General features: G+C 73.3%; 19 protein-coding genes. 7 read left to right on the top strand and 12 right to left on the bottom strand.

Going from position 1 to position 22,528, the window contains the following annotated elements; all coding sequences use genetic code 11:
- Nucleotides 1-80: 80 nt before the first annotated feature.
- From DEJ23_RS13990 to DEJ23_RS13980, 3 genes are all read right to left on the bottom strand, one after another.
- Entirely contained in the window at nt 81-1,394 is a 1,314-nt protein-coding gene (locus DEJ23_RS13990; protein ID WP_111240849.1) for a sugar ABC transporter substrate-binding protein, read from the bottom strand.
- Nucleotides 1,391-2,632 (bottom strand): Gfo/Idh/MocA family protein, encoded by a 1,242-nt coding sequence (locus DEJ23_RS13985; RefSeq protein ID WP_111240848.1) that lies wholly within the window; start codon nt 2,630-2,632, stop codon nt 1,391-1,393. Before DEJ23_RS13985 ends, DEJ23_RS13990 begins: the two co-directional genes overlap by 4 nt.
- 215 nt (nt 2,633-2,847) lie before the next feature.
- The gene (locus DEJ23_RS13980) at nt 2,848-3,636 is read right to left on the bottom strand and encodes a DeoR/GlpR family DNA-binding transcription regulator (RefSeq protein WP_111240847.1); all 789 of its coding nucleotides are present in this window, start codon (nt 3,634-3,636) and stop codon (nt 2,848-2,850) included.
- A gap of 131 nt (nt 3,637-3,767) precedes the next feature.
- Here DEJ23_RS13980 and DEJ23_RS13975 point away from each other — a divergent pair, with 131 nt between their 5' ends.
- Nucleotides 3,768-4,772, top strand: a complete 1,005-nt coding sequence (locus tag DEJ23_RS13975) for an ROK family protein (protein WP_111240846.1) — start codon at nt 3,768-3,770, stop codon at nt 4,770-4,772.
- A complete protein-coding gene (gene nagA, locus DEJ23_RS13970) occupies nt 4,769-5,893 on the top strand; it encodes an N-acetylglucosamine-6-phosphate deacetylase (RefSeq protein ID WP_111240845.1) in 1,125 nt (374 codons plus the stop codon). Before DEJ23_RS13975 ends, nagA begins: the two co-directional genes overlap by 4 nt.
- A 16-nt stretch (nt 5,894-5,909) precedes the next feature.
- On the opposite strand, the gene DEJ23_RS13965 is transcribed toward nagA, so the two are convergent.
- The 6 genes from DEJ23_RS13965 to DEJ23_RS13940 form a co-directional block, all read right to left on the bottom strand.
- Nucleotides 5,910-6,644, bottom strand: coding sequence for a hypothetical protein (locus DEJ23_RS13965; protein WP_146240309.1), 735 nt, complete (start codon nt 6,642-6,644; stop codon nt 5,910-5,912).
- Nucleotides 6,635-8,587: a hypothetical protein gene (locus DEJ23_RS15515; protein WP_146240308.1), complete on the bottom strand. Its 1,953-nt coding sequence runs from the start codon at nt 8,585-8,587 to the stop codon at nt 6,635-6,637. Before DEJ23_RS15515 ends, DEJ23_RS13965 begins: the two co-directional genes overlap by 10 nt.
- 168 nt (nt 8,588-8,755) lie before the next feature.
- The gene (locus DEJ23_RS13955; protein ID WP_146240307.1) at nt 8,756-9,436 is read right to left on the bottom strand and encodes a hypothetical protein; all 681 of its coding nucleotides are present in this window, start codon (nt 9,434-9,436) and stop codon (nt 8,756-8,758) included.
- An 11-nt stretch (nt 9,437-9,447) separates the two neighbouring features.
- The gene (locus DEJ23_RS13950) at nt 9,448-10,167 is read right to left on the bottom strand and encodes an alpha/beta fold hydrolase (protein WP_111240842.1); all 720 of its coding nucleotides are present in this window, start codon (nt 10,165-10,167) and stop codon (nt 9,448-9,450) included.
- 128 nt (nt 10,168-10,295) lie between these two features.
- Nucleotides 10,296-11,261 (bottom strand): alpha/beta hydrolase, encoded by a 966-nt coding sequence (locus tag DEJ23_RS13945; RefSeq protein WP_111240841.1) that lies wholly within the window; start codon nt 11,259-11,261, stop codon nt 10,296-10,298.
- Nucleotides 11,258-11,986, bottom strand: a complete 729-nt coding sequence (locus DEJ23_RS13940) for an alpha/beta hydrolase (protein ID WP_111240840.1) — start codon at nt 11,984-11,986, stop codon at nt 11,258-11,260. Before DEJ23_RS13940 ends, DEJ23_RS13945 begins: the two co-directional genes overlap by 4 nt.
- 355 nt (nt 11,987-12,341) lie before the next feature.
- On the opposite strand from DEJ23_RS13940, the gene DEJ23_RS13935 reads away from it, so the two are divergent.
- Genes DEJ23_RS13935 through DEJ23_RS13925 form a run of 3 tightly spaced genes read left to right on the top strand, consistent with a single transcriptional unit; the run spans nt 12,342 to nt 16,914 of the window.
- A complete protein-coding gene (locus DEJ23_RS13935; protein ID WP_146240306.1) occupies nt 12,342-13,286 on the top strand; it encodes a helix-turn-helix transcriptional regulator in 945 nt (314 codons plus the stop codon).
- On the top strand, nt 13,226-15,958 hold the full coding sequence (locus DEJ23_RS13930; protein ID WP_111240838.1) for a LuxR family transcriptional regulator: 2,733 nt from the start codon (nt 13,226-13,228) through the stop codon (nt 15,956-15,958). Before DEJ23_RS13935 ends, DEJ23_RS13930 begins: the two co-directional genes overlap by 61 nt.
- 50 nt (nt 15,959-16,008) lie before the next feature.
- The gene (locus tag DEJ23_RS13925) at nt 16,009-16,914 is read left to right on the top strand and encodes a carbohydrate kinase (RefSeq protein ID WP_111240837.1); all 906 of its coding nucleotides are present in this window, start codon (nt 16,009-16,011) and stop codon (nt 16,912-16,914) included.
- A 47-nt stretch (nt 16,915-16,961) separates the two neighbouring features.
- Here the strand turns inward: DEJ23_RS13925 and DEJ23_RS13920 are convergent, their stop codons facing one another.
- The gene (locus DEJ23_RS13920) at nt 16,962-17,465 is read right to left on the bottom strand and encodes a DUF421 domain-containing protein (RefSeq protein WP_111240865.1); all 504 of its coding nucleotides are present in this window, start codon (nt 17,463-17,465) and stop codon (nt 16,962-16,964) included.
- 117 nt (nt 17,466-17,582) lie between these two features.
- On the opposite strand from DEJ23_RS13920, the gene DEJ23_RS13915 reads away from it, so the two are divergent.
- Together DEJ23_RS13915 and DEJ23_RS13910 are read left to right on the top strand one after the other, a co-directional pair.
- On the top strand, nt 17,583-18,785 hold the full coding sequence (locus DEJ23_RS13915) for an SGNH/GDSL hydrolase family protein (RefSeq protein ID WP_181429276.1): 1,203 nt from the start codon (nt 17,583-17,585) through the stop codon (nt 18,783-18,785).
- 98 nt (nt 18,786-18,883) lie between these two features.
- Complete coding sequence (locus DEJ23_RS13910) at nt 18,884-20,074, top strand: sodium:proton antiporter (RefSeq protein WP_111240835.1); 1,191 nt, start codon at nt 18,884-18,886, stop codon at nt 20,072-20,074.
- A gap of 13 nt (nt 20,075-20,087) precedes the next feature.
- Here the strand turns inward: DEJ23_RS13910 and DEJ23_RS13905 are convergent, their stop codons facing one another.
- Both DEJ23_RS13905 and DEJ23_RS13900 read right to left on the bottom strand, forming a co-directional pair.
- Complete coding sequence (locus DEJ23_RS13905) at nt 20,088-21,011, bottom strand: PfkB family carbohydrate kinase (protein WP_111240834.1); 924 nt, start codon at nt 21,009-21,011, stop codon at nt 20,088-20,090.
- Entirely contained in the window at nt 21,008-22,480 is a 1,473-nt protein-coding gene (locus DEJ23_RS13900; RefSeq protein ID WP_111240833.1) for a cytosine permease, read from the bottom strand. Before DEJ23_RS13900 ends, DEJ23_RS13905 begins: the two co-directional genes overlap by 4 nt.
- Between the last annotated feature and the right edge of the window lie 48 nt (nt 22,481-22,528).

Raw genomic sequence — 22,528 nt, 5'->3', positions numbered from 1 at the left:
AGGGCGGTGGGATCGGGTGGTGCGGGTGCTGGACGGGCCGTGCCGGTCGGCCGGGCGAGGGCCCGACCGACCGGCGGTGGTCATTCCTTGGCGAGTGCGGCGTCCATCTCCTGCGCGAGTCGCGCCGTCACCTCGTCGACCGGCTGGGACCCGTCGAAGGCGTTCGGCAGCAGGTTCGTCTCGAGGGTGTTCCACGCGGCCGTGTTCTTCGACACCGGCAGCGGCTTCGCGTAGTCGACCGCGTCGAGGAAGACCTGGAGGTCCGCGTCGGGCATGGTCTCCGTGAAGGCGTCCTGCGTGCCGTCGTGGGCGGGGATGATCGCGCCCATGTCGCCCTGCTGCTGCTGGGCGGGCTTGCTGGCCAGGTAGACCTGGAGTGCCTGCGCCGCGGCCTTGTTCTTCGATCCCTCGGCGACGACGTTCGAGACGCCGTGGATGACGGTCGCCTGCTGCTTGCCCTTCGGCAGCGGGTAGACGACGACGTCGTCCTCCATGTCGGTGCCGATGAGCGCCGACCGGAACCAGCTGCCGCCCTGGTACATCGCGACCTTGCCGGAGGTGAACCACTGGTCCGCCGTGGTGTCGGTCAGCTGCTTGATCGTCGGCGAGGCGCCCGAGTCGATGAGGTCGGTCCAGAAGCGGATGCCCTCCTGTGCGGCCTTCGTGTCGTACTCCGACTTCCCGTCGTCGACGACGGACCCGCCGGCCTGGAAGATGGTGTCGTAGTACGTCGTCTGGCCGTCCATGCCGGCAGCGGCACCGTAGGCGCCGTCGGACTCCAGCTTCTCGGACAGCTCGGCACCGGTCTCCTGGAACTCGCTCCAGGTCCAGTCCTTCGACGGCATCGGCACGTCGGCCTGCTCGAACAGGGCCTTGTTCATCCAGACGCCGATGGTGTCGAAGTCCTTCGGCACGCCGTACTGGACGCCGTCGTACGTGTAGAGGTCGTTGAGCGCCGCCGAGTAGTTGTCCGGGTCGATCGCGCCCGACTCGACCTCCCCGGTGATCGGAGCGAGCTTGCCGTTGCCCGCGTAGAGCTGGAAGTTCGGGCCGTTCATCCAGAACAGGTCGGGGAGCGTGTTGCTCGAGCCCTGGGTCTGCAGCTTGGTGAAGTAGTTGGCGTAGGGCGTGACGTCGATGTTGACGTCGATGTTCGGGTACTCCTCGTTGAAGCCCTCGATGTTCGCCTCGATGGCCTCCACCTGGTTCTGGTCCCAGACGGCGTACGTCAGGTCCGCCTCCGTGTCCTTCGCGACCTCGCCCGACCCGGAGTCGGAGGAGCCCGCGGAGGGGCTGCTGCACCCGGCGAGGAGCGCGACGGCGCTGGCGGCGGCTGCGAGACCGAGCAGCGCGCGGCGTCGGCCTCGGCCCGGACGGGCGGTTGGTGCGGTCATCGGGTGGTCCTTTCGGAGGCGGCGTCGCGCTCGGGAGTGGTCGCGAAGTACCGGGTCGTGGTCTCGGGGAGGGGCGGCACGTCGATGGGGACGGAGCCGTTGCGGAGCGAGCGGGTGGCGAGTGCGCCGGCGGCGACGGCGGCCCGCGCCGCGATCGGCGACAGCGTCGTCGGTTCACCGAACGCCAGCGAGCGGAGGAACTCGGTCATGGTGAGCAGGTCGGCGTCGGCGTGGCCGTCCTCGACGCCGTCGATCGGGTACTCGACGTCTCCGGCGACGTCCCAGTTGCGGCGGTGGTTCCAGACCTTGACCACGCCGCCGCCGGTGTCGCCGATGTTCTCGAGACGCCCGTGGGTGCCGATGACGGTGTAGTTCCGCCAGTAGTCGGGTGTGAAGTGGCACTGTTCGTAGCTGGCCTGGACGCCGTTGTCGAGCGTCATCATGACCATGGAGACGTCCTCGACGTCGACGACCGGGTTGAGACCGGTCTGCTCGGCGGGCGGCCAGTTGTCGAACGAGAACCAGTCCGTCATGAGTTCGTCGCTGCGGTCCCGACGGTCGGTGACGTCGCCGTACACCGAGAGCGAGCCCATGCCGACGACGCGGCTGGTGTACGCACCGGCGAGCGCGTGCACGACGTCCAGGTCGTGGCTGGCCTTCTGCAGCAGGAGGGAGTTCACGCGGTCGCGGTCGGCGTGCCAGTCCTTGAAGTAGTAGTCACCGCCGTTGCCGACGAAGTGACGGACCCAGACGGCCTTGACCTCGCCGATCTCGCCGCGCGCGATCACGTCGCGCATGAGGCGCACCACGGCCGCGTGCCGGAAGTTGTGGCCGACGTAGAGCGGGGTCCCGGTCTCGGCGGCGGTGTTGAGGACGGCGTCGGCGTCCTCGACCGTGATCGCCAGGGGCTTCTCGAGGTACACGGCGATGCCGGCGCGGAGCAGGTCGATCGCGATCTCGGCGTGGGTCCAGTCCGGGGTGGTGACGATCGCGGCGTCGACGGTGTTCGGGGCGCCGTCCGTCCCGATCAGCGCCCGGTGGTCGGGCACGACCTCGGCCTCGGGCCAGTGGGCGGCGGCTCGTTCGCGTCCCGCTGCCGTGGTGTCGACGGCCGCCACGATCCGGGCGTCCACCCCGTCGGCGTCGAGACCCGCTGCGGACACGTGGTCCGCGATGTAGGACCGCTGACCGATGCCGACGATGCCGACCCGGAGCAGGCGTGTGCTCGTCGTGCTCATCTCGCTCCCTTGCGTGATTGTGACGGCAATGATGCCAAATCGATCATGAATGCACAATAAGCACGCAACCGCCGATCATGGAAGGGTGGCGGCTGGGTTGTAACACGCTGGCAACGTCACGGCCGTGGGCCCGCGACGGGACAGCGCTGGCGGGTGCACCGTCCGGACGGACGGACGGCCTGTCCGGGCGGACGTGCTGACGACGGAGCTCGGCGTCAGCTCGCGACGACGAGCTCCACGCCGGCGACGACCAGCTCGGCCGCGAACGACGACGGGACCTCCTGGTCCGTGACGAGCACGTCGATGCGGTCGAGGGGGCAGATCCGCGCGAAGGTCGAGCGTTCGATCTTCGTCGAGTCGGCGACGACGATGATCCGGCGTCCGACCGAGGCGAAGTGGCGGCTCACCTCGGCCTCGCCCTCGTGCATGGTGGTCGCGCCGTACTGGCCGGTCAGGCCGTCGACACCGAGCACGACGACGTCGAGCGCGAAGCCGTCGAGCGTGTCGCGGACGGTCGGTCCGATGAGCTCGTACGACTGCCTGCGCGCGACACCACCGGTGACGACGATCTTGACGTTGGCCCGCACGGACAGCTCGTACCCGATGTTCAGCGCGTTCGTGACGATGGTGATCCCGCACTCGCCGTCGGCGCGGATGAACCGCTCGCTCTTGCCGAGCTCGCGCGCCACCTCGGTCGTGGTCGTCCCGCCGTTGACGCCCACCGTGTCGCCGGGGGAGACGAGTGCCGCCGTCGCCCGGGCGATCGCGGTCTTCGCCTCGGCCTGCCGGGCGATCTTGTACTGGAGCGGCAGTTCGTACCCGGCGCCGAGCGCAGCGGCCCCGCCGTGCGTCCGGGTGACCAGCCGTTGCTCCGCGAGGGTCGCGAGGTCGCGCCGCGCGGTTGCGGCGGAGATGCCGAGCACCTCGCCGATCTCCGTGATGGAGACGTTCCCGCGGTCGCTCACGAGCTCGAGGAGCGCGTTGAGCCTCTGCTGCGGGGTCATGTCGTCATCCTACGGGCGCTCCGTCGACGGACCGGTGATCGGAATTGATGATCGTTGTTTGCATCGGTCACGCTCGATCGACAGGCTTGCGGCGTCGGCCATCCCCGGTCGGCGTGACCGGAAGGCCTGGCATGTCCGCGCGCGGCGCAGTACTCGGGATCGACGTCGGTGGCACGAGCATCAAGGTGCGGATGGTCGACGGCGACGACGGTCGGCTGCTCGACGAACAGCGCGTCCCGACACCTCGGGACGACCCGCAGGCCACCGCGCTGGCCGGAATCGTCGCAGAGCTCGGGGACCGCGGCCGGACGGTCGCCCTGCAGCACGGCACGACCCTGGACGCGATCGGCCTGGTCGTCCCGGGTGTCGTCGACGAGGACGCCGGCCGCTCGGTGCTCTCCGTCAACCTCGGCTGGCAGGACGTGCCCGTACGCGCGCGGGTCGCAGGGGCGCTGGGCACGTCCGGCATCGACGTGCCGCTCGCGTTCGGGCATGACGTCCGGGCCGGAGCGCTCGCCGAGGTCAGCGTCGGCACCCTCGCCGAGGTCCGCACCGGCGCGCTCGGCGGCCCGGACCGCGGCGCACTCGACCACGGCACCGTCGCGTTCGTCCCCGTCGGCACCGGCGTGGCGAGCGCCCTCGTCGTCGACGGGCGCGTCGTCCCGGGTGGCGGGTGGGCCGGCGAGGTCGGCCAGGTCCGGATCCAGCACGGAGCGCACGCCGGCCTGCGGGTCGAGGAGGTCGCCTCGGCCGGAGCCGTCGCCCGACGCAGCGGCGCACCGAGCGCGCACGACGCGATGCTCCGCGTCCGGGACGGCGACCCGGTGGCGCGACGTGCGTGGGACGAGTGCGTCGACGTGCTCGCCGACACCCTCGCCTGGCTGACCGCCGTGGCGGGCTGCCACACGCTGATCGTCGGCGGCGGGCTCGCACGGTCCGGCCCGCTCCTGTTCGAGCCGTTGGGCGTCGCGCTCGCGGACCGACTGGCCGGTGTGCGGCTCCCCGCCCTGGTGGGTGCGCGGCACGGGGACGCGGCCGGCGCGATCGGCGCGGCGGTCCTCGCCCGCGCGGCGGCCGACCGCGCAGACGGTGCTCGTCCCCGCACCGGAGCGGCCGACGCGGCGGTGACGGCGTGACGGTCCTCGTCCGCGCCCCGCGCATCGTCACCGCGGAGGCCGACCTGCACGACGGGTGGATCGCCGTGGACGACGGCCGGGTCAGCGCGATCGGCACCGGGCCGGCGCCCGCGCACGACCGAGCGGTCGACGCGCCGGGCACCGTCCTGCCGGCGTTCGTCGACCTGCACGCGCACGGAGCACTCGGGCACGACTTCGCCTCGTGCTCGGTCGCCGAGGCCCGTGCGGCTGCGGCCCACCACGCCGCCCGCGGTACGGCCCACCTCGTGGCGTCGATCGCGACGGGGACGGTCGCGGACACGGTGGCCGCCCTGCACCGTCTCGGACCGCTCGTCGACGACGGCACCTTCGCCGGACTGCACCTCGAGGGGCCCTGGCTCGCCCCCGCACGACGCGGCGCACACGCCGCGGCCCTGCTGCACCCGCCGACCCCCGACGAGGTCGACCTGTTCGTGGACGCCGGGGGTGCCGCACTCCGGATCGTCACGCTCGCACCCGAACTCCCCGGGGCGCTCGACGCGACCCGCCGACTGGCGGCAGCCGGCATCGTCGTCGCGGTGGGGCACACCGACGCCGACGAGGACCAGGTGCGGGCCGCCGTGGACGCCGGTGCGACCCTCGTCACACACCTCTTCAACGGGATGCCGCCGCTGCACCACCGTGCGCCGGGCCCGGCCGGCATCGCGCTGACGGACGAGCGGCTGACCGTCGAGTGCATCGTGGACGGGCACCACCTCGACCCGGTGACCGTCGACCTCATCCGTACCGCCGCCGACGGTCGGCTCGTGCTCGTCTCCGATGCCATGGCGGCGACCGGCTGCGCCGACGGCAGCTACCGGATCGCCGGCTCGGAGGTCGTGGTCTCGGAGGGTGTCGCGCGGCTCGCGGACGGGTCCTCGCTGGCGGGGAGCACCATCACGGTGGCTGACGCCGTGGCACGGTTCCTCGACGGGCGACCGGACCGACTGCCGGCAGCGGTGCGGGCGTCCTCGGCCCGGGCGGCGGCTGTGCTCGGTCTCCGTCCGCGGCTCGGCGTCGGGGCTGCCGCCGACCTCGTGGTCATCGGCCCCTCGGGATCCGCCGGACCGTTGCTGCTCGCACCCGAGGGCTCCGCGACCTGAGCGTCACCGCGGCCGCTCACGGGATCGGAACGGGGTCCCAGTTGAGGTGGAACTGCAGCTGGAACACCAGCACGTCCGGCCGCGGCTTGAACGTGGAGCTGATGGACGCCGTCGCTCCCTGCACGTCGGGGAGCTCGACGCTCTCCCCGATGCGCTTCGTGCTCGGGGTGTCAGCGGTCGCCGCAGGTGTGCTGGCGCGTTCGCGCAGTTCGTCCGCCTTGGTCGTCGGCAGGTCGGCCTGCTCGAGGGCGTCACGGAAGGCGCCCACGCCGGCGTCGACACCCTCCTCGGTCAGGCCGTCCACGCGCAGCCAGAACTGGCGTCCCTGGGGGATGATCACCTTGCCGGAGTCCGGGTCGGTGACCTCCTCGCGGGAGTCGGCCGCCTCGAAGATCACCTCGCCGGCCGCCATCTCGACGGTCCGGCCGCCGGGCAGGAGCATGCGGACCGGGCGTTCGGGTGTCGAGCTGTAGGCGCCAACCGCGTTCGACAGGGTCTCCCGCCCGTCGGTGTCGATGCCGAGCGCCTCGACGGTCGGCGGTCCGGTGAGGTCCCACACCTCGACGCCGTCCTCGTGTCGCATCGCCGTCGGGGTCGGTCCGTGGTGGCGCACGCGTGCCTCGCTTCCGTGGTCCTGGCTGGTGGAGTCGCCCGGTACGCCGGGCAGCTGACCGGAGCACCCGGCCAGCAGGGCGACGGTCATCACGGCGGCGATGCCGAGCGCCAGTCGTCGGTACCTGGTCACTGCCACGTGTACTCCCGTTCGTAGAGGTCGCCGAGCAGCTCGCCGGCACGCTCGTCGAGGCGTCGGTCCGCGATCCGGTCGGGCACCGAGGCGCCGACGAGGTCCCGTGCCCGGTCCGGGTCGTCGTGGACGAGCTGCTGCCACGCGGGCAGCGTGTCGCCCTCGATGTACTCCCACCGCGTGTCGAACTCCGAGATGTTCTCCTCCGGCAGGTACAGGTGCTCGATCCAGCCCTGCACACCGGGCTGGATCGGGACGAGGTCGACGGGGACCTCGGTCCCGCCCTCGTACTGGCCGAGCGTCTTCGTGCCGGGGATCGACGCATCGCCCACGATGCCGAGCATCCTCGTGAGCGCCTCGCCCGTGGGCGCGTGGTTGCGCATGTCCGTGTAGTTCTGCTGGATCGTGTCCCGCTGCTCACGGAGCAGGAGGGTCGTGTTGCCCTGGTCGACCAGGTCCTGCTGGCCGCCGCGCATTCCGGCGTCGATCTGCTGCCATGCGCGGAACGTCTCGGCCTCGGACCGCTCGGCCGCGTTCGGGTCGGGGGTCGCCCCCAGCAGCAGCCCGGCGTCACGGAGCTCGCGGATGCTGTCCATGCCTCCGTCGAGGTACGCCTCGTGCATGGTCGACGCGTCGACGAAGATGTCCTTCTGCATGTCGAGGAACGTCCGCTCGTAGAACGCGATCTCGTCGTCGCCCATCTCGCCGAGCCGCTCCATCAGGGGTCGTACCGCGGGCGGGGCGAGCGGCACCGCCGCGGCGATGTGGTCGCGGAACGAGTGGAGGTCGAGGAACCCCGCGGCGAAGTCCGGCCCGACCATGTTCGCCATGCCCGCCCACGTGAAGTCCGGGTTGTCGAGGAACAGGCTCCCGTAGTACTCGTACGAGCCGGCCACCTGCGGCATGAGCGCCGGCGCACCGCGACCGAGCTGCCAGGAGCCCATGTCGATCCCGACCTTCTCAGCCGCACGCGTGACGTACATCCGCTGCAGCAGGTCCGCGTAGTCGGTCGGGGCCCTGCCTGCCACGCGCGCCGCGGCCACCAGCGCGTCGAAGACGCTCCCCGGGGTCCCCCACCCCGGCGGGGCCGTCAGGAACCGGTCGAGGACCTGCGGGTTCGCGGCCAGCCACGCCGCCGCGACCTCGGGGTCCATGTGCGCGAGGACGGTTGCGGGGTCCCCGCCGTCGGCGGCGATGAACGCGCTGACGAACAGGTCGAGCGACCGGTTGGTCATCGTGCCGCCGCCGGCCTGCTCGAAGGCCTCGGCGACGTGGCCGATCCAGACGGCGTCGGCGTCGTTCTCGTCGAGGTACCGGTGTGCGCCGTCGAGGAAGCCTGCGCCGCCGGTCGGCACCCACGAGCAGGACGCGACGAACCGGGTCCAAGCGGTGGCGACGCGGTCGACCTCGGTCCGGGCCGCGGTGTCGGCTGCGCGGGCGTGTGCGGCGAAGGTCCGGAGGTCGCCGGGCACCGCGCTGCTCGTCCCCGACCCGACGCCCGCCGAGGTGCGGTTCCGCTGCGCCGCCGCGAACGCGACCGAGATCGTCGACGGCTGCACGGGAGGCGCCGACGGGCGCGGGTCGAAGACGCCCTCGACGGTGCTCGTGACCCACTGCACGGGGTCGTCGTCTCGGCGCTCGGCACGATCGGCCTCGCGGCTGTCCCACGCGGCGAGGTCGCTGAGCCGGGCGCGTTCCTCGGCCGCCTGCTGCTTCGCCTGCTCGACCTGCTGCGCCAGCGAGTCGAACGCGCGGCCGAGCTTCCCGCGGTCCCCTGCCTCGAGCGTGCACGCTGCCGTGAACAGGTCCGCGTACCCGCCTCGGAACTCCTGCGCCGCCGTCTCGGCTGCGCCTCGGCGCCCGGCCCCCTGCTCGCCGAGCACCCGGTCCGCACGCCGGGCTGCGCTGATGAGCGCCCCCGCTGCTCCGTCGTCGAACTGTACCCCCATACAGGTGCATGGTAGTGGGCCGGGTCGACGATGTCCGCTCCGCTGGACGACCCGAGCCCGAGCCGCCGACGTCCCTCGAGGGCGGCGACGAGCCGGCCGGTGACCGGACGACGGACGGGAGGCACGGTGCCAGCCCGCACCGCGCCTCCCGTCCGTCGCCGACCGTCGTCAGTCGTCGTCGTCCGCACCCGGTGTCCGCGCGGACCGCGCCGCCCGGATGATCCGCGGCAGCTGCGCGTACCGCCGTTCCTGGAACAGCCCGTGCAGCACCAGGAGCACCAGGACCACGACGCCGCCGCCGGTCACGGCGAACGAGGTCGTCGTGACGTGGACCAGGAGCGCCACGACCCCGGCGCCCGCGACGACCGAGTTCACGGCACCGATAGCCGACGACAGGGTCGAGAACACCCGGCGCCACGACGCGGCACCGCCGATGTCGAGCATCTCGTTCGGCGCGTGGTCCCGCGCCGGCATCGGGAAGTACCGCTCGCCGCCGGGCAGGATCGTGCGGTAGTACCGGCGGATCTGCTGCAGCGCGGCGAGGGCGGCGACGTCCTCGAGCGACGTCTCGACGAGTCGGACGTAGGTGAACACCCCGAGCAGGAACACCATCGGCAGGACCGCGGCGAGGAACACGACGGCGAACGGGGTGTCCGCGAGGAAGCCGAAGGCGACCAGGCTGCTCGACAGCGTCGTCAGGTAGATCGACGCACGGGTGCCGGACTCCGACACCGTCGCGTTCCGCGCCGACTCGAGGATGAACTGCTCCGTCAGCAGCGCGCTGAGGAAGGCGCTCGGCCGGTCCGGCAACCGCTCGGCGGAGTCGCGCGCGTCGGGCAGGTCGTCCACGGGCTCCACCGTCAGGACGTGTGCCGGACCGCCGCGAGGACCGCGGCGGCGACGGCGTCCGGCTGCGAGACGGCGATCGCGTGGGACGCGCCCGCCAGCTCCGTCGTGTCGACGAACCCGGCGCGCTCCGCCATCCAGCGGTGCGCGGCGACCGGGATGTTCCGGTCGTCCTCCCCGAAGACGCTCCAGGCGGGCAGGGACGACCAGGCCGCACGGGAGGCACCGAGCGGCTCCCCGAGGGCGGCCTCCGTCACGGGGCGCTGCGCGATCGCCATGGCGGCCGCCTCGGGTCCGCGCACGTCGTGCGCGAACTGGTGGCGGAAGCGGGTCGGGTCGATGCGGAACTCGACACCGCCGTCGGTCAGCGGGGTCGGCAAGAGGGTCTCGCCGAGGGTGCTCCCCGGGAACCGGCCGGCGAGGTCGCCGGCGCTCTCGCCGGGGGCGGGCACGAAGGCGCCGACGTAGACGAGGGCGGTGACGGCGTCGAGGTCGGCGGCGGCCTCGGTCGCGACCATGCCGCCGTACGAGTGGCCGACGAGCACGACGGGACGGTCCAGGGAGCGGACGAGGTCCTGCAGCGCCGCGGCGTCGGCACGGACGCTGCGCAGGGGGTTGGCGAACGCGACGACGTCGACGTCGGCGGCGGTGAGCTGCGCGGTGACCGCGTTCCAGCTCGAGGAGTCGGCGAACGCGCCGTGGATCAGGACGGCGGTGGGTGTGGTGGCGGGCATGGGGAGCCTCTCGGTGACGGGGCGGGCGGGAGTGCGTGGCTGCGGAGGTGCGGCCGGGCGGGCTGTCGCCCGCTCGGGCGGGGCGGCGCGGGTGCGACCGGCGGGCGACCGGCCGCACCCGCACCCGTTCAGCGCTGCAGCGCTGCGGACAGGTGTGCGACCGCCTGGGCGACCGCGGCCTTCGCCTGCGGGGTGTCGTGCATGCTGTTCACCATCACGAAGTCGTGGATGATGCCGCCGTACCGGACGGCGGTGACCTCGACGCCAGCACGACGGAGCTTCGCGGCGAACGCCTCGCCCTCGTCACGGAGCACGTCGGCCTCGCCCGTCACCACGAGGGTCGGCGGGAAGGAGGCGAGCTGCTCCTCGGTCGCGCGGAGCGGGGAGGCCGTGATCTGCGCGCGGTCCTCCTCGCTCGTCGTGTACTGGTCCCAGAACCACCGCATGCCGTCACGGGCCAGGAAGTAGCCCTCGGCGAACTCCTCGTAGGACGGGGTGTCGAATGCCGCGTCGGTCACCGGGTAGAACAGGACCGCGCCGCGGAAGGACACGTCCCCGCGCTCGGCGCCCATGAGGTTCAGCGCGATGGCCATGTTGCCGCCGACCGAGTCGCCGGCGATCGCCATCGTGCTGCCGTCGAGGTCGTGCTCGGCGCCGTGCTGGACGACCCACTGCGCGACCGCGTAGGACTGCTCGTTCTGCACGGGGTACCGGTGTTCCGGGGCGCGGTCGTACTCGGGGAAGACGACGGCTGCGCCGGTGCCCACGGCGAGGTCGCGGACCAGGCGGTCGTGGGTGTGGGCGTCGCCGAAGACCCAGCCGGCTCCGTGCGTGTAGAGCACGACGGGCAGGACCCCGGTGGCGCCCTTCGGCTTGACGATGCGGGCGCGGACGGTGCCGGTGGGGCCGCCCTCGACGGTGACCCACTCCTCGTCGACCTCGGGCTTCCAGATCTCCGAGTCCTGCACGCCGTCGACTGCGGCACGGCCGTCCTCGGGGCTGAGCTGGTACAGGAACGGCGGGTTCGCGGTCGCCTCGACGAACGCCTGGGCGGCGGGCTCGAGGGCGATGTCCTTCGGGTTCGCGGTGGTCACGACTGGTCCTTCCGGGAGAGTTCGGCGACGGCGTCGGTGATGAACGCGACGACGTCCTGGGGGTGGGAGAGCATGACGAGGTGCGGGGCGTCCAGCTCGACGACGGTGCGGAAGCCGCCGCGCTGGTACCCGAACCGCTCCACGTCCGGGTTGATCGTCCGGTCGGCGGCGGAGACGATGCCCCACGCCGGGGTGGTCTTCCACGCGGCGACGGGTGCCTGCTCGCCGAACGCCAGGGCGGCGAGGGGACGCTGCGAGACGGCGAGCACCTCGGTGGTCGCGCGGTCGACACCCGCTGCGAAGACGTCCGGGAACGCGTCGACGGCGACGGACACGTCGGTTCCGTCCTCGCCGCCGGGGACCGGGAACGGCGTGTAGACGAGGTTCGCGGCGAGGTCGGAGTCCGGGAAACCGCCCTGCAGCGCGCCGAGGCTCTCGCCCTCGTCGAGGGCGTACCCGGCGAGGTACACGAGCCCGACGACGTTCTCGGCAGCACCGGCGACGGTGATGACCGCACCGCCGTACGAGTGGCCGACGAGCACGACCGGGCCGTCGACCCCCTCGACGATCGAGCGGACGTAGGCGGAGTCCCCGAGCAGGCTGCGGTTCGGGACGGCGGGCACGATGACGCGGTGCCCCTGGTCGAGCAGTGCGCCGGTGACGGGAGCGTAGCTCGCCGAGTCGGCGAACGCTCCGTGGACGAGCACGATGGTGGGTGCTGACATCGTCGGTCCTCTCAGGATCGGATGGTGGAGGTGGGACGGGCCACACGCTAGGAAGGGCGGACGGCGCCTGTCGTGGCCCTGCCCCGGCCAGCTCGACGAGCGTCTGTTCACGCGCGAGCAGGCTCCGCGGCGTCTCCGGACGCAGGGCGCCGGGTCGGTCGCCGACGGATCCTGCGGAACCACGGGCAGCGGCCGCGACGGAGGGGGAGCGCGATGGTGGCCCCGCGGGGGTCAGCCCCGGCCGCTGGTCGGTCGTACCTAGGTAGGTCGACCCGTCGGAATAGGTCGTCGACGTGTGGCGGCGGCGGGGCCGGGGACCCTACCGTCGAGACGGGAAGGGGTTGCAGTGGACGACGTGACGACTGACCTCGGGGCCTACCTCCGCGCTCGCCGCGACCGCCTCCGGCCCGAGGACCACGGGTTCGAGACCGGACGCGGTCGCCGCGTCCGGGGACTGCGCCGGCAGGAGGTCGCGCAGCTCGCGGGGATCAGCGCCGACTACTACCTCCGGCTGGAGCAGGGCAAGGACCGTCGCCCCTCGGCGCAGGTCCTCGCGTCGCTCGCGCGCACGTTCGGCCTCGACGCCGACGGCCGGGAGCACCTGTTCCGCCTCGCCGGACAGGTGGGCCCGCGACCGCACCCGCCGGTGTCGCCTGGTGCCGGGACGGACGGGGGACCGGAGGCGGTCCGCGGCCCGTCGGTCGACCTGGCATCCATGTTGTCGTCGTGGTCGACGATCCCCGCGTACGTGGTCGACCGCCACCACGACCTGGTCGCCGTCAACGACCTGGGACGGATGCTGCTGCCCGCGCGGTGCGAGCCGGGGTCGAACGTGCTCGAGGAGGTGGTCCGCCGGGCCGCCCGTGAGACGGACGAGCGGCACCGCGCCGCGTGGGAGCGGACCGTCGCCGACATGACCGCGGCGTTGCGCTTCCACGCGGACCCGGGCGAGCCGCGGCTGGACGAACTCGTCGGGATCCTGTCGCAGCGGTCGCAGACGTTCCGCCGGGTGTGGGCGGACCACGAGGCGCGCCCGTTGCGTGAGGGTTGGGCACCGGTCGAGGTCGAGCCCTTCGGCTCCGTCACCTTCCGGTGGCAGACCCTGGCGGTGTCCGGCGGGGAGCACTTCCTGTCGTCGTTCTCGGGCCCTCCCGGCAGCGCTGCGGCGGCCGCGGTCGAGTACCTCCGGGCCCGGCACCAGGTCGAGGTGCGGCTGCGCGAGGATGCGATACTCGACGCGTGGAGGAGCGTGCCGTCGTGGTCGGGCGAGACGGAGAGCTCGAACGTCTCCGTTCCCTGATCGACCGGATCGGGTCCGAGGGGTCGGCGGTCGTCGTCGACGGTGACGCCGGCGTCGGCAAGACGACCCTCGTCGACATCGTGACCGCGTACGCGCGGAGCCGCGACGTCCGCGTCCTCCGCACCGCGGGCTCGACGGCGGAGTCCGGTGAGCAGTACGCCGCGCTGCAGCTCCTGCTCCACCCGCTCCGTGCCGGCATCGACGCCCTGCCGCCGCCCCAACGGAGCGCCCTCGAGACCGCGTTCCACCTGGCGGACGGCGTGCAGCCGTCGCCGTTGCTCGCCGGACTCGCGGCGCTCACGGTCGTGTCCGACGCGGCGGCCGTCACCCCGCTCCTGCTCGTCGTCGAGGACGTGCACTGGATCGACCCCGAGTCGCGGTGGGCGCTCCGGATGCTCGCCCGCCGCATCGGTCAGGACCCGGTCGTGGTCCTCATGACGACGCGGGAGCGCCCGACGGACGACGAGGCGGGCCTCGAGCGCATCCACCTCGGTCCCCTCTCCGAGCACGAGGCCGACGCGCTCCTGGACGCGCTGCCGCGACCACCGCTCGGCGCCGCCCGGCGAGCGCTCCTCGAACTCGCCCAGGGCAACCCCCTCGCCCTCGTGGAGCTCACCGGCCGGGGCCCGGAGACGGCGGAGGACGGGGCGGTCACCCGTCGCCTCGAGACAGCCTTCGCGGAGCGGTTCGTGGACCTGGACCAACCGGCGCGCCTCGCGGTGCTGGCCATCGCTCTGGGCGGGACCGCCACGGCGGAGGACGCCGGGCGCTTCGTCGACCGCGCCCTCGGCCGGTACCCCGACCCGTCCTGGATCGACCGGGCGGTCGCGGCGTCCCTCCTCGTCTGGTCGGACCGGAGCGGGCTGCGGTTCCGCCACCCACTCGTGCAGACGGCGGTCACGAAGATCAGCCGACCGTCCGAGCGGGCCGCGGTCCTCCGTGCCCTCGTGCAGGAGCACGCGTCCGACCCGGCACGGACGCTGTGGTGGCGCTCGGAGCTGGCGACCGGAGCGGACGCCGAGCTGAGCGCCGAACTCGCCGCCCACGCCCGGTCGGCGCTCGCGACCGGTGACCCGGTGGCCGCCGCGCGGGCGACGGAACGCGCCGCGGAGCTCACCGTCCCGGGACCGCTCCGTGTCGAACGCCTCCTCGACGCCGCGGACCAGGCGGGGCTCGCGGGCCGGACCGCCGACGCCGCACTGCTCGTCCAGCGAGCCGCGACGGAGACGAACGACCCGGTGCTGTCGGCCCGTGCCGCGTGGATCCGCGAGACGCTCCCGACCGGCCGGACGGCGCTCGCCCGTGGTGACCTGGCCCCGGCCCTGGCCGCCGTCCGTGCGCTGCAGGAGCACGGCGCCGTCGACCTCGCGACCGGCGCCCTGCTGCACCTGGCTTCCATCGCGTGGGACCACAACCGCGTCGCGGTCCCCGGGACCCCGATGCTGGAGGCCGTCCACGCACTGGCCCTGCCGGACGACGACCCGCGGAGCATCCTGCTCGCCGCGGTCACCGAGCCGCTGGTGCGGGGCGACGAGGTCGTCGAGCGCGTCCTCGCGCGCGGCGCCGTCGACCCCGGCGATCCGGAGCAGGCGTGGTGGCTCGGCTACGCCCTGAACATCGCCGGCGAGTTCGTGGAGGCCCGTGAGCGGCTCGAGCTCGCCGTGGCCGGTCTGCGCGCGCGTGGTGACCTCCGCATCCTGCCCCAGGCGCTGCTCGGCGCCTCGATGAGCAACTTCCAGGCCGGTCGACTGGGCCGGGCGCGGACCCTGGCGGAGGAGGCGGTCGTGCTCGGACGCGACCTCGGGGACGCCGGCTACGCGACCGCCGCCCGGGCCTGCGTCGCCTGGTTCGACGGGATCGACGGTGTCCCGCCGGACCGTGACGCGATCACGGCGGGATCAGCGACGGGAGCGCACGTCCTGCAGTCCAGCGTGATGCGCGCGAACCTGCAGGGCGTGACCGCGGTGTCGGCACTGCTCGACGGTCGTCCTCGTGACGCCCGGGACGCCCTGCGACCGCTCCTCGAGGCTGACGGGGACGCGTACAACCCGAACTTCGCGGTCCTCACGACGCAGGACTACGTGGACGGCGCCGTCGCCACCGAGTCCCACGACCTGGTGGACCTCCACGCGCGCCGGTTGGCCGAGCTCCACGAGACGTGGCACGGCCCGATCCTCGTGTCGGCGCTCCGGTACACGGAGTCGGCCCTGGCGCTCGACGTCGACCCGGACGCGGCCGTGCGGGTGCTGCGGGACCGGCCGCTCCCCATGCCGTACATGCAGGCGCGGGCGCTCCTGCTCGCCGGCGACCACCTCCGTCGGGCCGGCCGGACCGCGGACAGCAGGACGGTCCTGCACGACGCACTCGTACTGTTCGAACGCCTGCCCGCCCCCGCGTGGGCGCGACGCGCACGCGAGGTGCTCCGCGCCACGGGTGAGCGCATGCCGGACGCTCCACCGTCGCGGACGACCGTGCTCACGCCCCAGGAGCTGCGGATCTGCGCCCTGGCGAACACGGGGCTCACGAACCGCGGGATCGCCCAGCAGCTGTTCCTGTCCCCGCGTACGGTCGGCGCCCACCTGTACTCGGCCTACCGGAAGCTCGGGATCAGCGGCCGGGCACAGCTCGCCGAGGTCCTCGGTCCCGCCCAGGGCGGGTCCGGCGCGGGCTGACCCGCCGACCGCGACGACACGCGGTCACCGGCTCTGGGAGGGTGGTGCGCATGGATCCCGTCATCGTCATCGGAGAAGCCCTGGTCGACGTGGTCGACCGCCCCGAGGGGCGTTCGGAGCACCCGGGCGGCAGCCCGATGAACGTCGCGGTCGGGCTCGCGCGGCTCGGCCGGTCGGCTCGGCTCGTCTGCGCGCTCGGGGACGACGAACGCGGTGCCTCCGTCCGCCAGCACGTCGGCGCGAGCGAGGTGCAGGTGGACGCGACGGCGATCGAGCGGACGTCCACCGCCGTCGCGACGATCGGCGACGACGGCGGTGCGACCTACGAGTTCGACCTGGACTGGCGGCTCGACCCGGTGCGGGTACCGGGCGGGACGCCGCTCGTGCACGTCGGTTCGATCGGCGCGGTCCTGCAGCCGGGCGCGCGGAGGGTGCTCGACGCCGTGCGGTCGCGGCCCGACGGCACGATCGTGTCGGTCGACCCGAACGTCCGACCGACCATCACACCTGACCGCGACGCCGTGCTCGCGACCCTCGAGCCGTTGCTCACCGAGGCCGACGTCGTGAAGTTGAGCGACGAGGACGCCGCGTGGCTCTGGCCCGATCGCGACGTGGACCAGGTGCTCGACGGGCTGCTGGCGACCGGACCCGGGCTCGTCGCCGTGACGCTCGGCGGATCGGGGTGCGTGATCGCCTCGGCCGGCGCTCGCCGCACGCTGCCGGCACCGGCGGTCGACGTCGCGGACACCATCGGCGCCGGGGACTCGTTCATGTCCGGCCTGCTCGCGGGCGTGCTGGCGTCCGGGTCGGCCCCGGCCGACCTCGACGCCGACGAGCTCGGCCGGCTGGCGGCCCTCGCTCTGGCGTGCGCGGCGGTGACGGTGTCACGCCCGGGCGCGGACCCGCCGACGCGGGGCGAGCTGCCGGCCGAGGTGGCTCCCGCAGCCGCGGACTGACGACGGACGGGAGGCGCGGGTCGCCACCGCCACGCGGGTGATGGTGTTCAGGACAGGTCGGCCAACGCCGAACCGTCGCCCAGTGCGTCCTCCGGGATGACGCTGAGCGTGCCGTCCGTCTCGACGACGACCGCGGCCACCGTGCTCATGTCCCCGGTCCCGGCGCTGCGGACCGCCTGCCGGACCTCGGAGGCCGCGAGCCGGTTGGCGCGGAGCGCCGCGCTCTGCAGCTCCCCGTGCCACAGCACCACGGCCGGGCGGGCGGTCACGACGGACCGGAACGCCGGTACCCGCGACGAGATCCACGCCACGACGAGTTGCAGGGCCGCCAGCAGCGCGAGTGCCACCGCTCCTTCCGCCCAGGACACGTCGCTGCTGAGCAGGATCGTCGCCAGCGTCGAACCGAGCGCGACGGTGACGACGAAGTCGAACGCGTTCAACTGGCTCAGCGTCCGCTTCCCGGAGACCCGCACCACGACGACCACGAACACGTACGCGGCCGTGCCGACGAGGAGCACCCGCCCGAGGTCGGCCCAGGTCTGGAACCACATCACTCACTTCCGTCCCGGCGCCGGGCAGCGCCGTCACCAGCCACAGTGCACCCGGCGCGGAGGAAGCTCCGTCAGACTGGGACGTCCCGCAGTCCGAACGAGGAGGGTGTCCGCGCCGTGATCAGCACCGTGGTCCGTACCGTGTCGCTGGTCGTGCTCACCGGGCTCCTCGGAGCGGTCGCCCCGGCCGACGTCGGCGCGAGCGCGTCGCAGACGGCACCGGCGCTCGGGACGGCGTCCTCGGAGTACGTCGCGCTCGGTGACTCCTACGCCGCCGGGTACGGCCTCGGCGACCCGACCGGTGAGCCGACGGCCGCGTGCGGGCAGTCCGCGGACGACTACCCGCACCGTGTGGCGGAGACACTCGGCCTCGACCTCACCGACGTCACCTGTGCCGGAGCCACCACCGATGACGTCCTGACCGCGCGGCAGCACGACGTCGCGCCGCAGATCGGCGCGGTCGGCGACGACACCGGCGTCGTCACCATCACGATCGGCGGCAACGACTCCGGGCTCTTCGGCACCGCGACGTCCTGCTTCGCGTTCTCCGCGAACGGCCCGGTCGTCTCCGGTCAGCAGGCCGCCGACTGCCGGTCCGGGTTCACCGACGGGGGCGACGACGCGGTGCTCGACCGGGTGCACGACACGGTCGCGACCGGCGTCGCGCGGACGGTGCGCGCCGTCCACCGTGCGGCGCCGCGGGCGCTGGTGGTCGTCGTCGGGTACCTCGCGATCTTCCCGGACGCGGCGCACACGCCGAGCGGCGGGTGCTTCCGTCCGGCCGTGGGCGCCGAGGTCGCGCAGGGACGCTTCCCGTCGAACGCCTTCCCCTTCACCGACGCCGACGTGCCGTACCTGCACCACGTGCAGCGGGAGCTCGACGACGTCACGCGTGACGTGGTCGAGTCGAACGGGGCCGAGTACGTGTCGGTGCTCGACGACTCGCTCGCCCACACCCCGTGTGCTCGCCAGGGGGCGTACGTCCACGGCGTCGAGCTGTCCGCGTCGTCGAGCCTCGACCGCATCGACCTCGTGCCGAGCTCGCTGCACCCGAACGAGGCCGGCGCGGCGGTGATGGCGGACGCCGCGGTCGACGGCATCCGGGAGGCCGCCCGGGCTGCTGCCGCCTCCACTCCGCCGTCTCCCGGAGCCGAGCCGTCCGGACCGCTCGACGGCGTTCCGCCCGCGCTGGTCTGGCCGCTGGCGCTCGGGGTCGTCGTCGCCCTCGCGCTCGTCGTCGTGTTCCTGGCGGCCCGCCGACGTCGCGCCATCGGACGTCGCGAGCGCCCGGGATCCGCGTCGCCCGACCACGACCGCTGATCCTCCGGGGGCGGGACCCGGGAGCGCACCGAGGTCCGAGCGGGTAGCGAGGACGCGATGACGAACGTCGAGAGGACCGGGATGCGCGGAGCGGTCGCATGAGCCTCCTCGTCGCGTTCGCGGTGGTGCTGGTCCTCGCCGTCGGGATCTCGGCGATCGCGAAACGGACGATCGTGTCGACGACCGTGCTGTTCCTCGTCGCCGGGTTCGTCCTGGGTGACGGCGTGACGGACCTGGTCCACCTGACGCCCGACGACCCGCTGGTGAACACGGTCTCCGAGATCGCCCTCTTCACCGTGCTGTTCACCGACGGGCAACAGATCGGGATCAGGCAGCTGCGGCACGCCTGGCGGTTGCCGGGCCGTGCGCTCCTGCTGGGGTTGCCGTTGACGCTCGTGATCAGCGCGGTGCTCGGGGTCTGGCTGCTCGGCCTCGACTGGGCGAGCGCGCTGCTCGTCGCGGCCGTCCTGGCCCCGACGGACCCGGTCTTCGCGTCGGCGATCGTGGGGCGGGAGGAGATCCCGCAGCGCACGCGCGGTCTGCTGAACGTCGAGTCGGGCCTGAACGACGGCCTGGCGCTGCCGCTCGTGCTCGTGTTCCTGGCGGTGGCGTCGGGGGAGCACGCCGAGGTGGGGGTGCTCGCCGTCGAGCTCCTGCTCGGCGTCGTGCTCGGCGTCGCGGTGCCCGTCGCCGTGCGTCTGCTGTTCGCGCTGCCGTTCTTCCGCGCCACCCCGCTCTACGCGACCCTGACGCCCGTCGCCGTCGGACTGCTCACCTTCGGGCTGGCGCAGGTGCTGGACGCGAACCTGTACCTGGCGGCGTTCGCGTGCGGCATCACGATCGCGAGCATCGCGCCGCAGACGCGCGATGCGTTCCGGGAGTTCGGCGAGCTCGTCAGCGAGGTCGTGAAGCTCCTCGCGATCCTGGTGTTCGGGACGCTGATCAGCCCGTCCCTGCTCGCCGACGTGGGCGTGCTCGGCTACGTCTTCGCCGTGCTGCTGCTCCTGCTGGCGCGGCCGCTCGCGGTCGAGGTCGCGCTGGCACGCAGCGGTCTGGACCGGTGGGAGCGGTTGACGGCGGCGTGGTTCGGCCCGAAGGGGTTCGCGAGCGTGCTGTACGGGCTGCTCGTGCTCGGCAGCGCGGTGCCCGACGCCGATCGGCTCTTCCACGTGATCGTGGTCGCCGTCGTGCTCTCGATCATCGCGCACTCCTCGACCGACGTCCCCATCGCGGACGCCTTCGCCCGACGCGCGGCGCGGGACGAGGCGTCCCGGCTCGCCGGACGGTGAGCAGCCCGCCGCGTCAGGCGTGCGCGGCGAGGAAGGCGTCCGTCTCGGCTGCGGTCGGTGCCGTCGCCGGGCCGTGCTGCGTCACCGCGAGGGCGGCCGCGGCGTTCGCCCGTCGGACCGCGTCGACCAGTGGAGCCCCGCGGGACAGGGCCGCGACGAGCACTCCACCGTGCGCGTCGCCCGCACCGTTCGAGTCCACCGCGTCGACGGGGAACCCGGGCACCAGGACCGGCTCGCGCCCCGGCTCGGCGACCCAGCAGCCCGCTGCGCCGTCGCGGACGAGGGCGGTGCCGCGGGCGGACGCGGCGATCGCGGCGACCGCCTCGGCGAGTCCCGCGGCCGTCGGGGCCATGAGCCGTGCCTCCCGACCGTTCGCGCTGACCACGTCCGCGCGAGCAGTGACGGGGCGGAGCACCGACGGGGGCAGCGTGTCGACCAGCGGCGACGGGTCGAGGACGACCCGGACGGTGTCCGGCACCGTCGCGAGCCAGTCCGCGATCGCCGGACCGTTCACGGCGTGGGCCAGGCCGTAGCCCGAGACGAACACCGTGTCGTCGGGGCGGAGCTCGACCCGGTCGAGGGCCGACCGGTCGAGGCGGCCCTCGGCACCGACGCTCGTGACGAAGGTGCGCTCGGTCGACGCGTCGACGAGTGCCACGCAGTACCCGCTGTCCACGTCGTCGAGCCCGGGTTGCAGGACCTCGACACCGGACGACGCGAGCGCGTCACGCACGACGTCGCCGAACGGTCCGGTGCCGTACTGCCCGGCGAAGGCGACCTGCATGCCGTCGCGCACGGCGGCCACCATCGTGTTGAGGCCGCCGCCGGCGGTGATGCCGGACGCGGACGCGATGGCGTCACCGCCGGGCTCGGGGATCGCGTCGACGCGCATGACGATGTCGACGATGACGTTGCCGACGGAGACGAGGCGGCTCACGTGCGGTCCCCCTCGGGTGCGACCACCTGGCCGCGGGCTCCGCCGGTGAGCAGGTACACGCCGGCGGCGACGATGAACGTCACGATCCACCCGAGGCCGTTCGACCCGATCCAGCTGGCCGAGAACGCCCCGACGAACACGGGGTCCGCGTCGCCGACCTGCACCGAGGTGAACAGGAAGCCGACGACGATCGCGACGACCCAGGCGGCGAGGGCGCCCCAGGCGACACCGCCGCGGTACCAGTAGCGACCGCCGGCGCGCAGGTCGAGGAGCGCGGCCGGGTCGTACCAGCGTCGCCGCACCATGTCGGCGGTGAAGACCCCGAGCCAGGCGGTGATCGGCACGGCGAGGACCGAGATGAACGTGATGAACGGGGCGTAGAAGCCGTCGGCGACGAGCATGAAGTACATCGCGCCGAGCGTCGTGACGATCACGTCGACGGCGACCGCCCAGACCCGGGGCACCTTGATGCCGAGGGTCAGCGTGGTGAGGCTGGCGGAGTACACCGACAGGTGGTTCGACAGCAGCAGGCCGCCGAACGCCGCGACCAGGTAGGGGATCGCCATCCAGCTCGGCAGCAGGTCGCGGATCGCGGCCACCGGGTCGCCGGCCTGCGCGAGGGTCGGATCGCCCGCGGACACGAGCGCGCCGAGGCCGACCAGGACGACGAGCGGGATGCCCGCCCCGGCTGCGCTCGCGCTGATGAGCGCGCCCGCCTTCACCGAGGTGCGGGTGTAGCGGGCGATGTCCGCGCCGGCGGTCGCCCACCCGATGCCGGTGCCGGCGGCGATGGTGCCGATGCCGATGACCATCGCGGCGACCGGACCCGCCGGCTGCGACCCGACGACGTCCCAGTCGACGCGGAGCACCAGGAACACGGCGACGAACACGTTCAGCGCGCCGAACACCCACGTCGCCCACTTCTGCACGGCGACGATGAAGGCGTGGCCGAGGCCGGAGATGAGCACGGTCGCGACGACGAACACCAGGATGGCGACGATCGTCAGCACCGGGTTCGTCTTCGCGTCGCCGCCGGTCCCGAACAGGATGGTGAACAGTGACAGCAGCACGAACGCCGCCGTGGTGGTGTTCACGGTCTCCCAGCCCAGGCGGGACAGCAGCGACACCGCGGTCGGTCCGACGTTGCCGCGCACGCCGAACACCGCGCGGCTCAGCGTCAGGCCCGGGGCGCCGCCGCGCCGGCCGGCGATGGAGATGACGCCGACGACCGCGAAGGAGCCGGCCGCTCCGATCACCGCGACGACGAGGGCCTGCCAGATCGTCAGGCCCTGGAACGCGACGAGTGTGGCGCCGAGGGGGAGCCCGAGGATCGAGATGTTCGCGGCGAACCAGACCCAGAACAGCGCACCGGGCGATCCGTTCCGCTCGTCGTGGGGCACGGGCTCGATCCCGCGCTGTTCGACGCTCGTCAGCGTGCCGCTGGAGAGCGTGGTGGTGTCCTGGGCCATGGGGTCCTCTTACGTCGTCGGAAGGGTGCTGCGGAGCGGGGGGGGGGG

Source organism: Curtobacterium sp. MCSS17_008 (assembly GCF_003234185.1).
Lineage (GTDB): Bacteria > Actinomycetota > Actinomycetes > Actinomycetales > Microbacteriaceae > Curtobacterium.
Note: the sequence above shows the minus strand (reverse complement) of the source record. Positions and strands in the feature narration are given on the sequence as shown.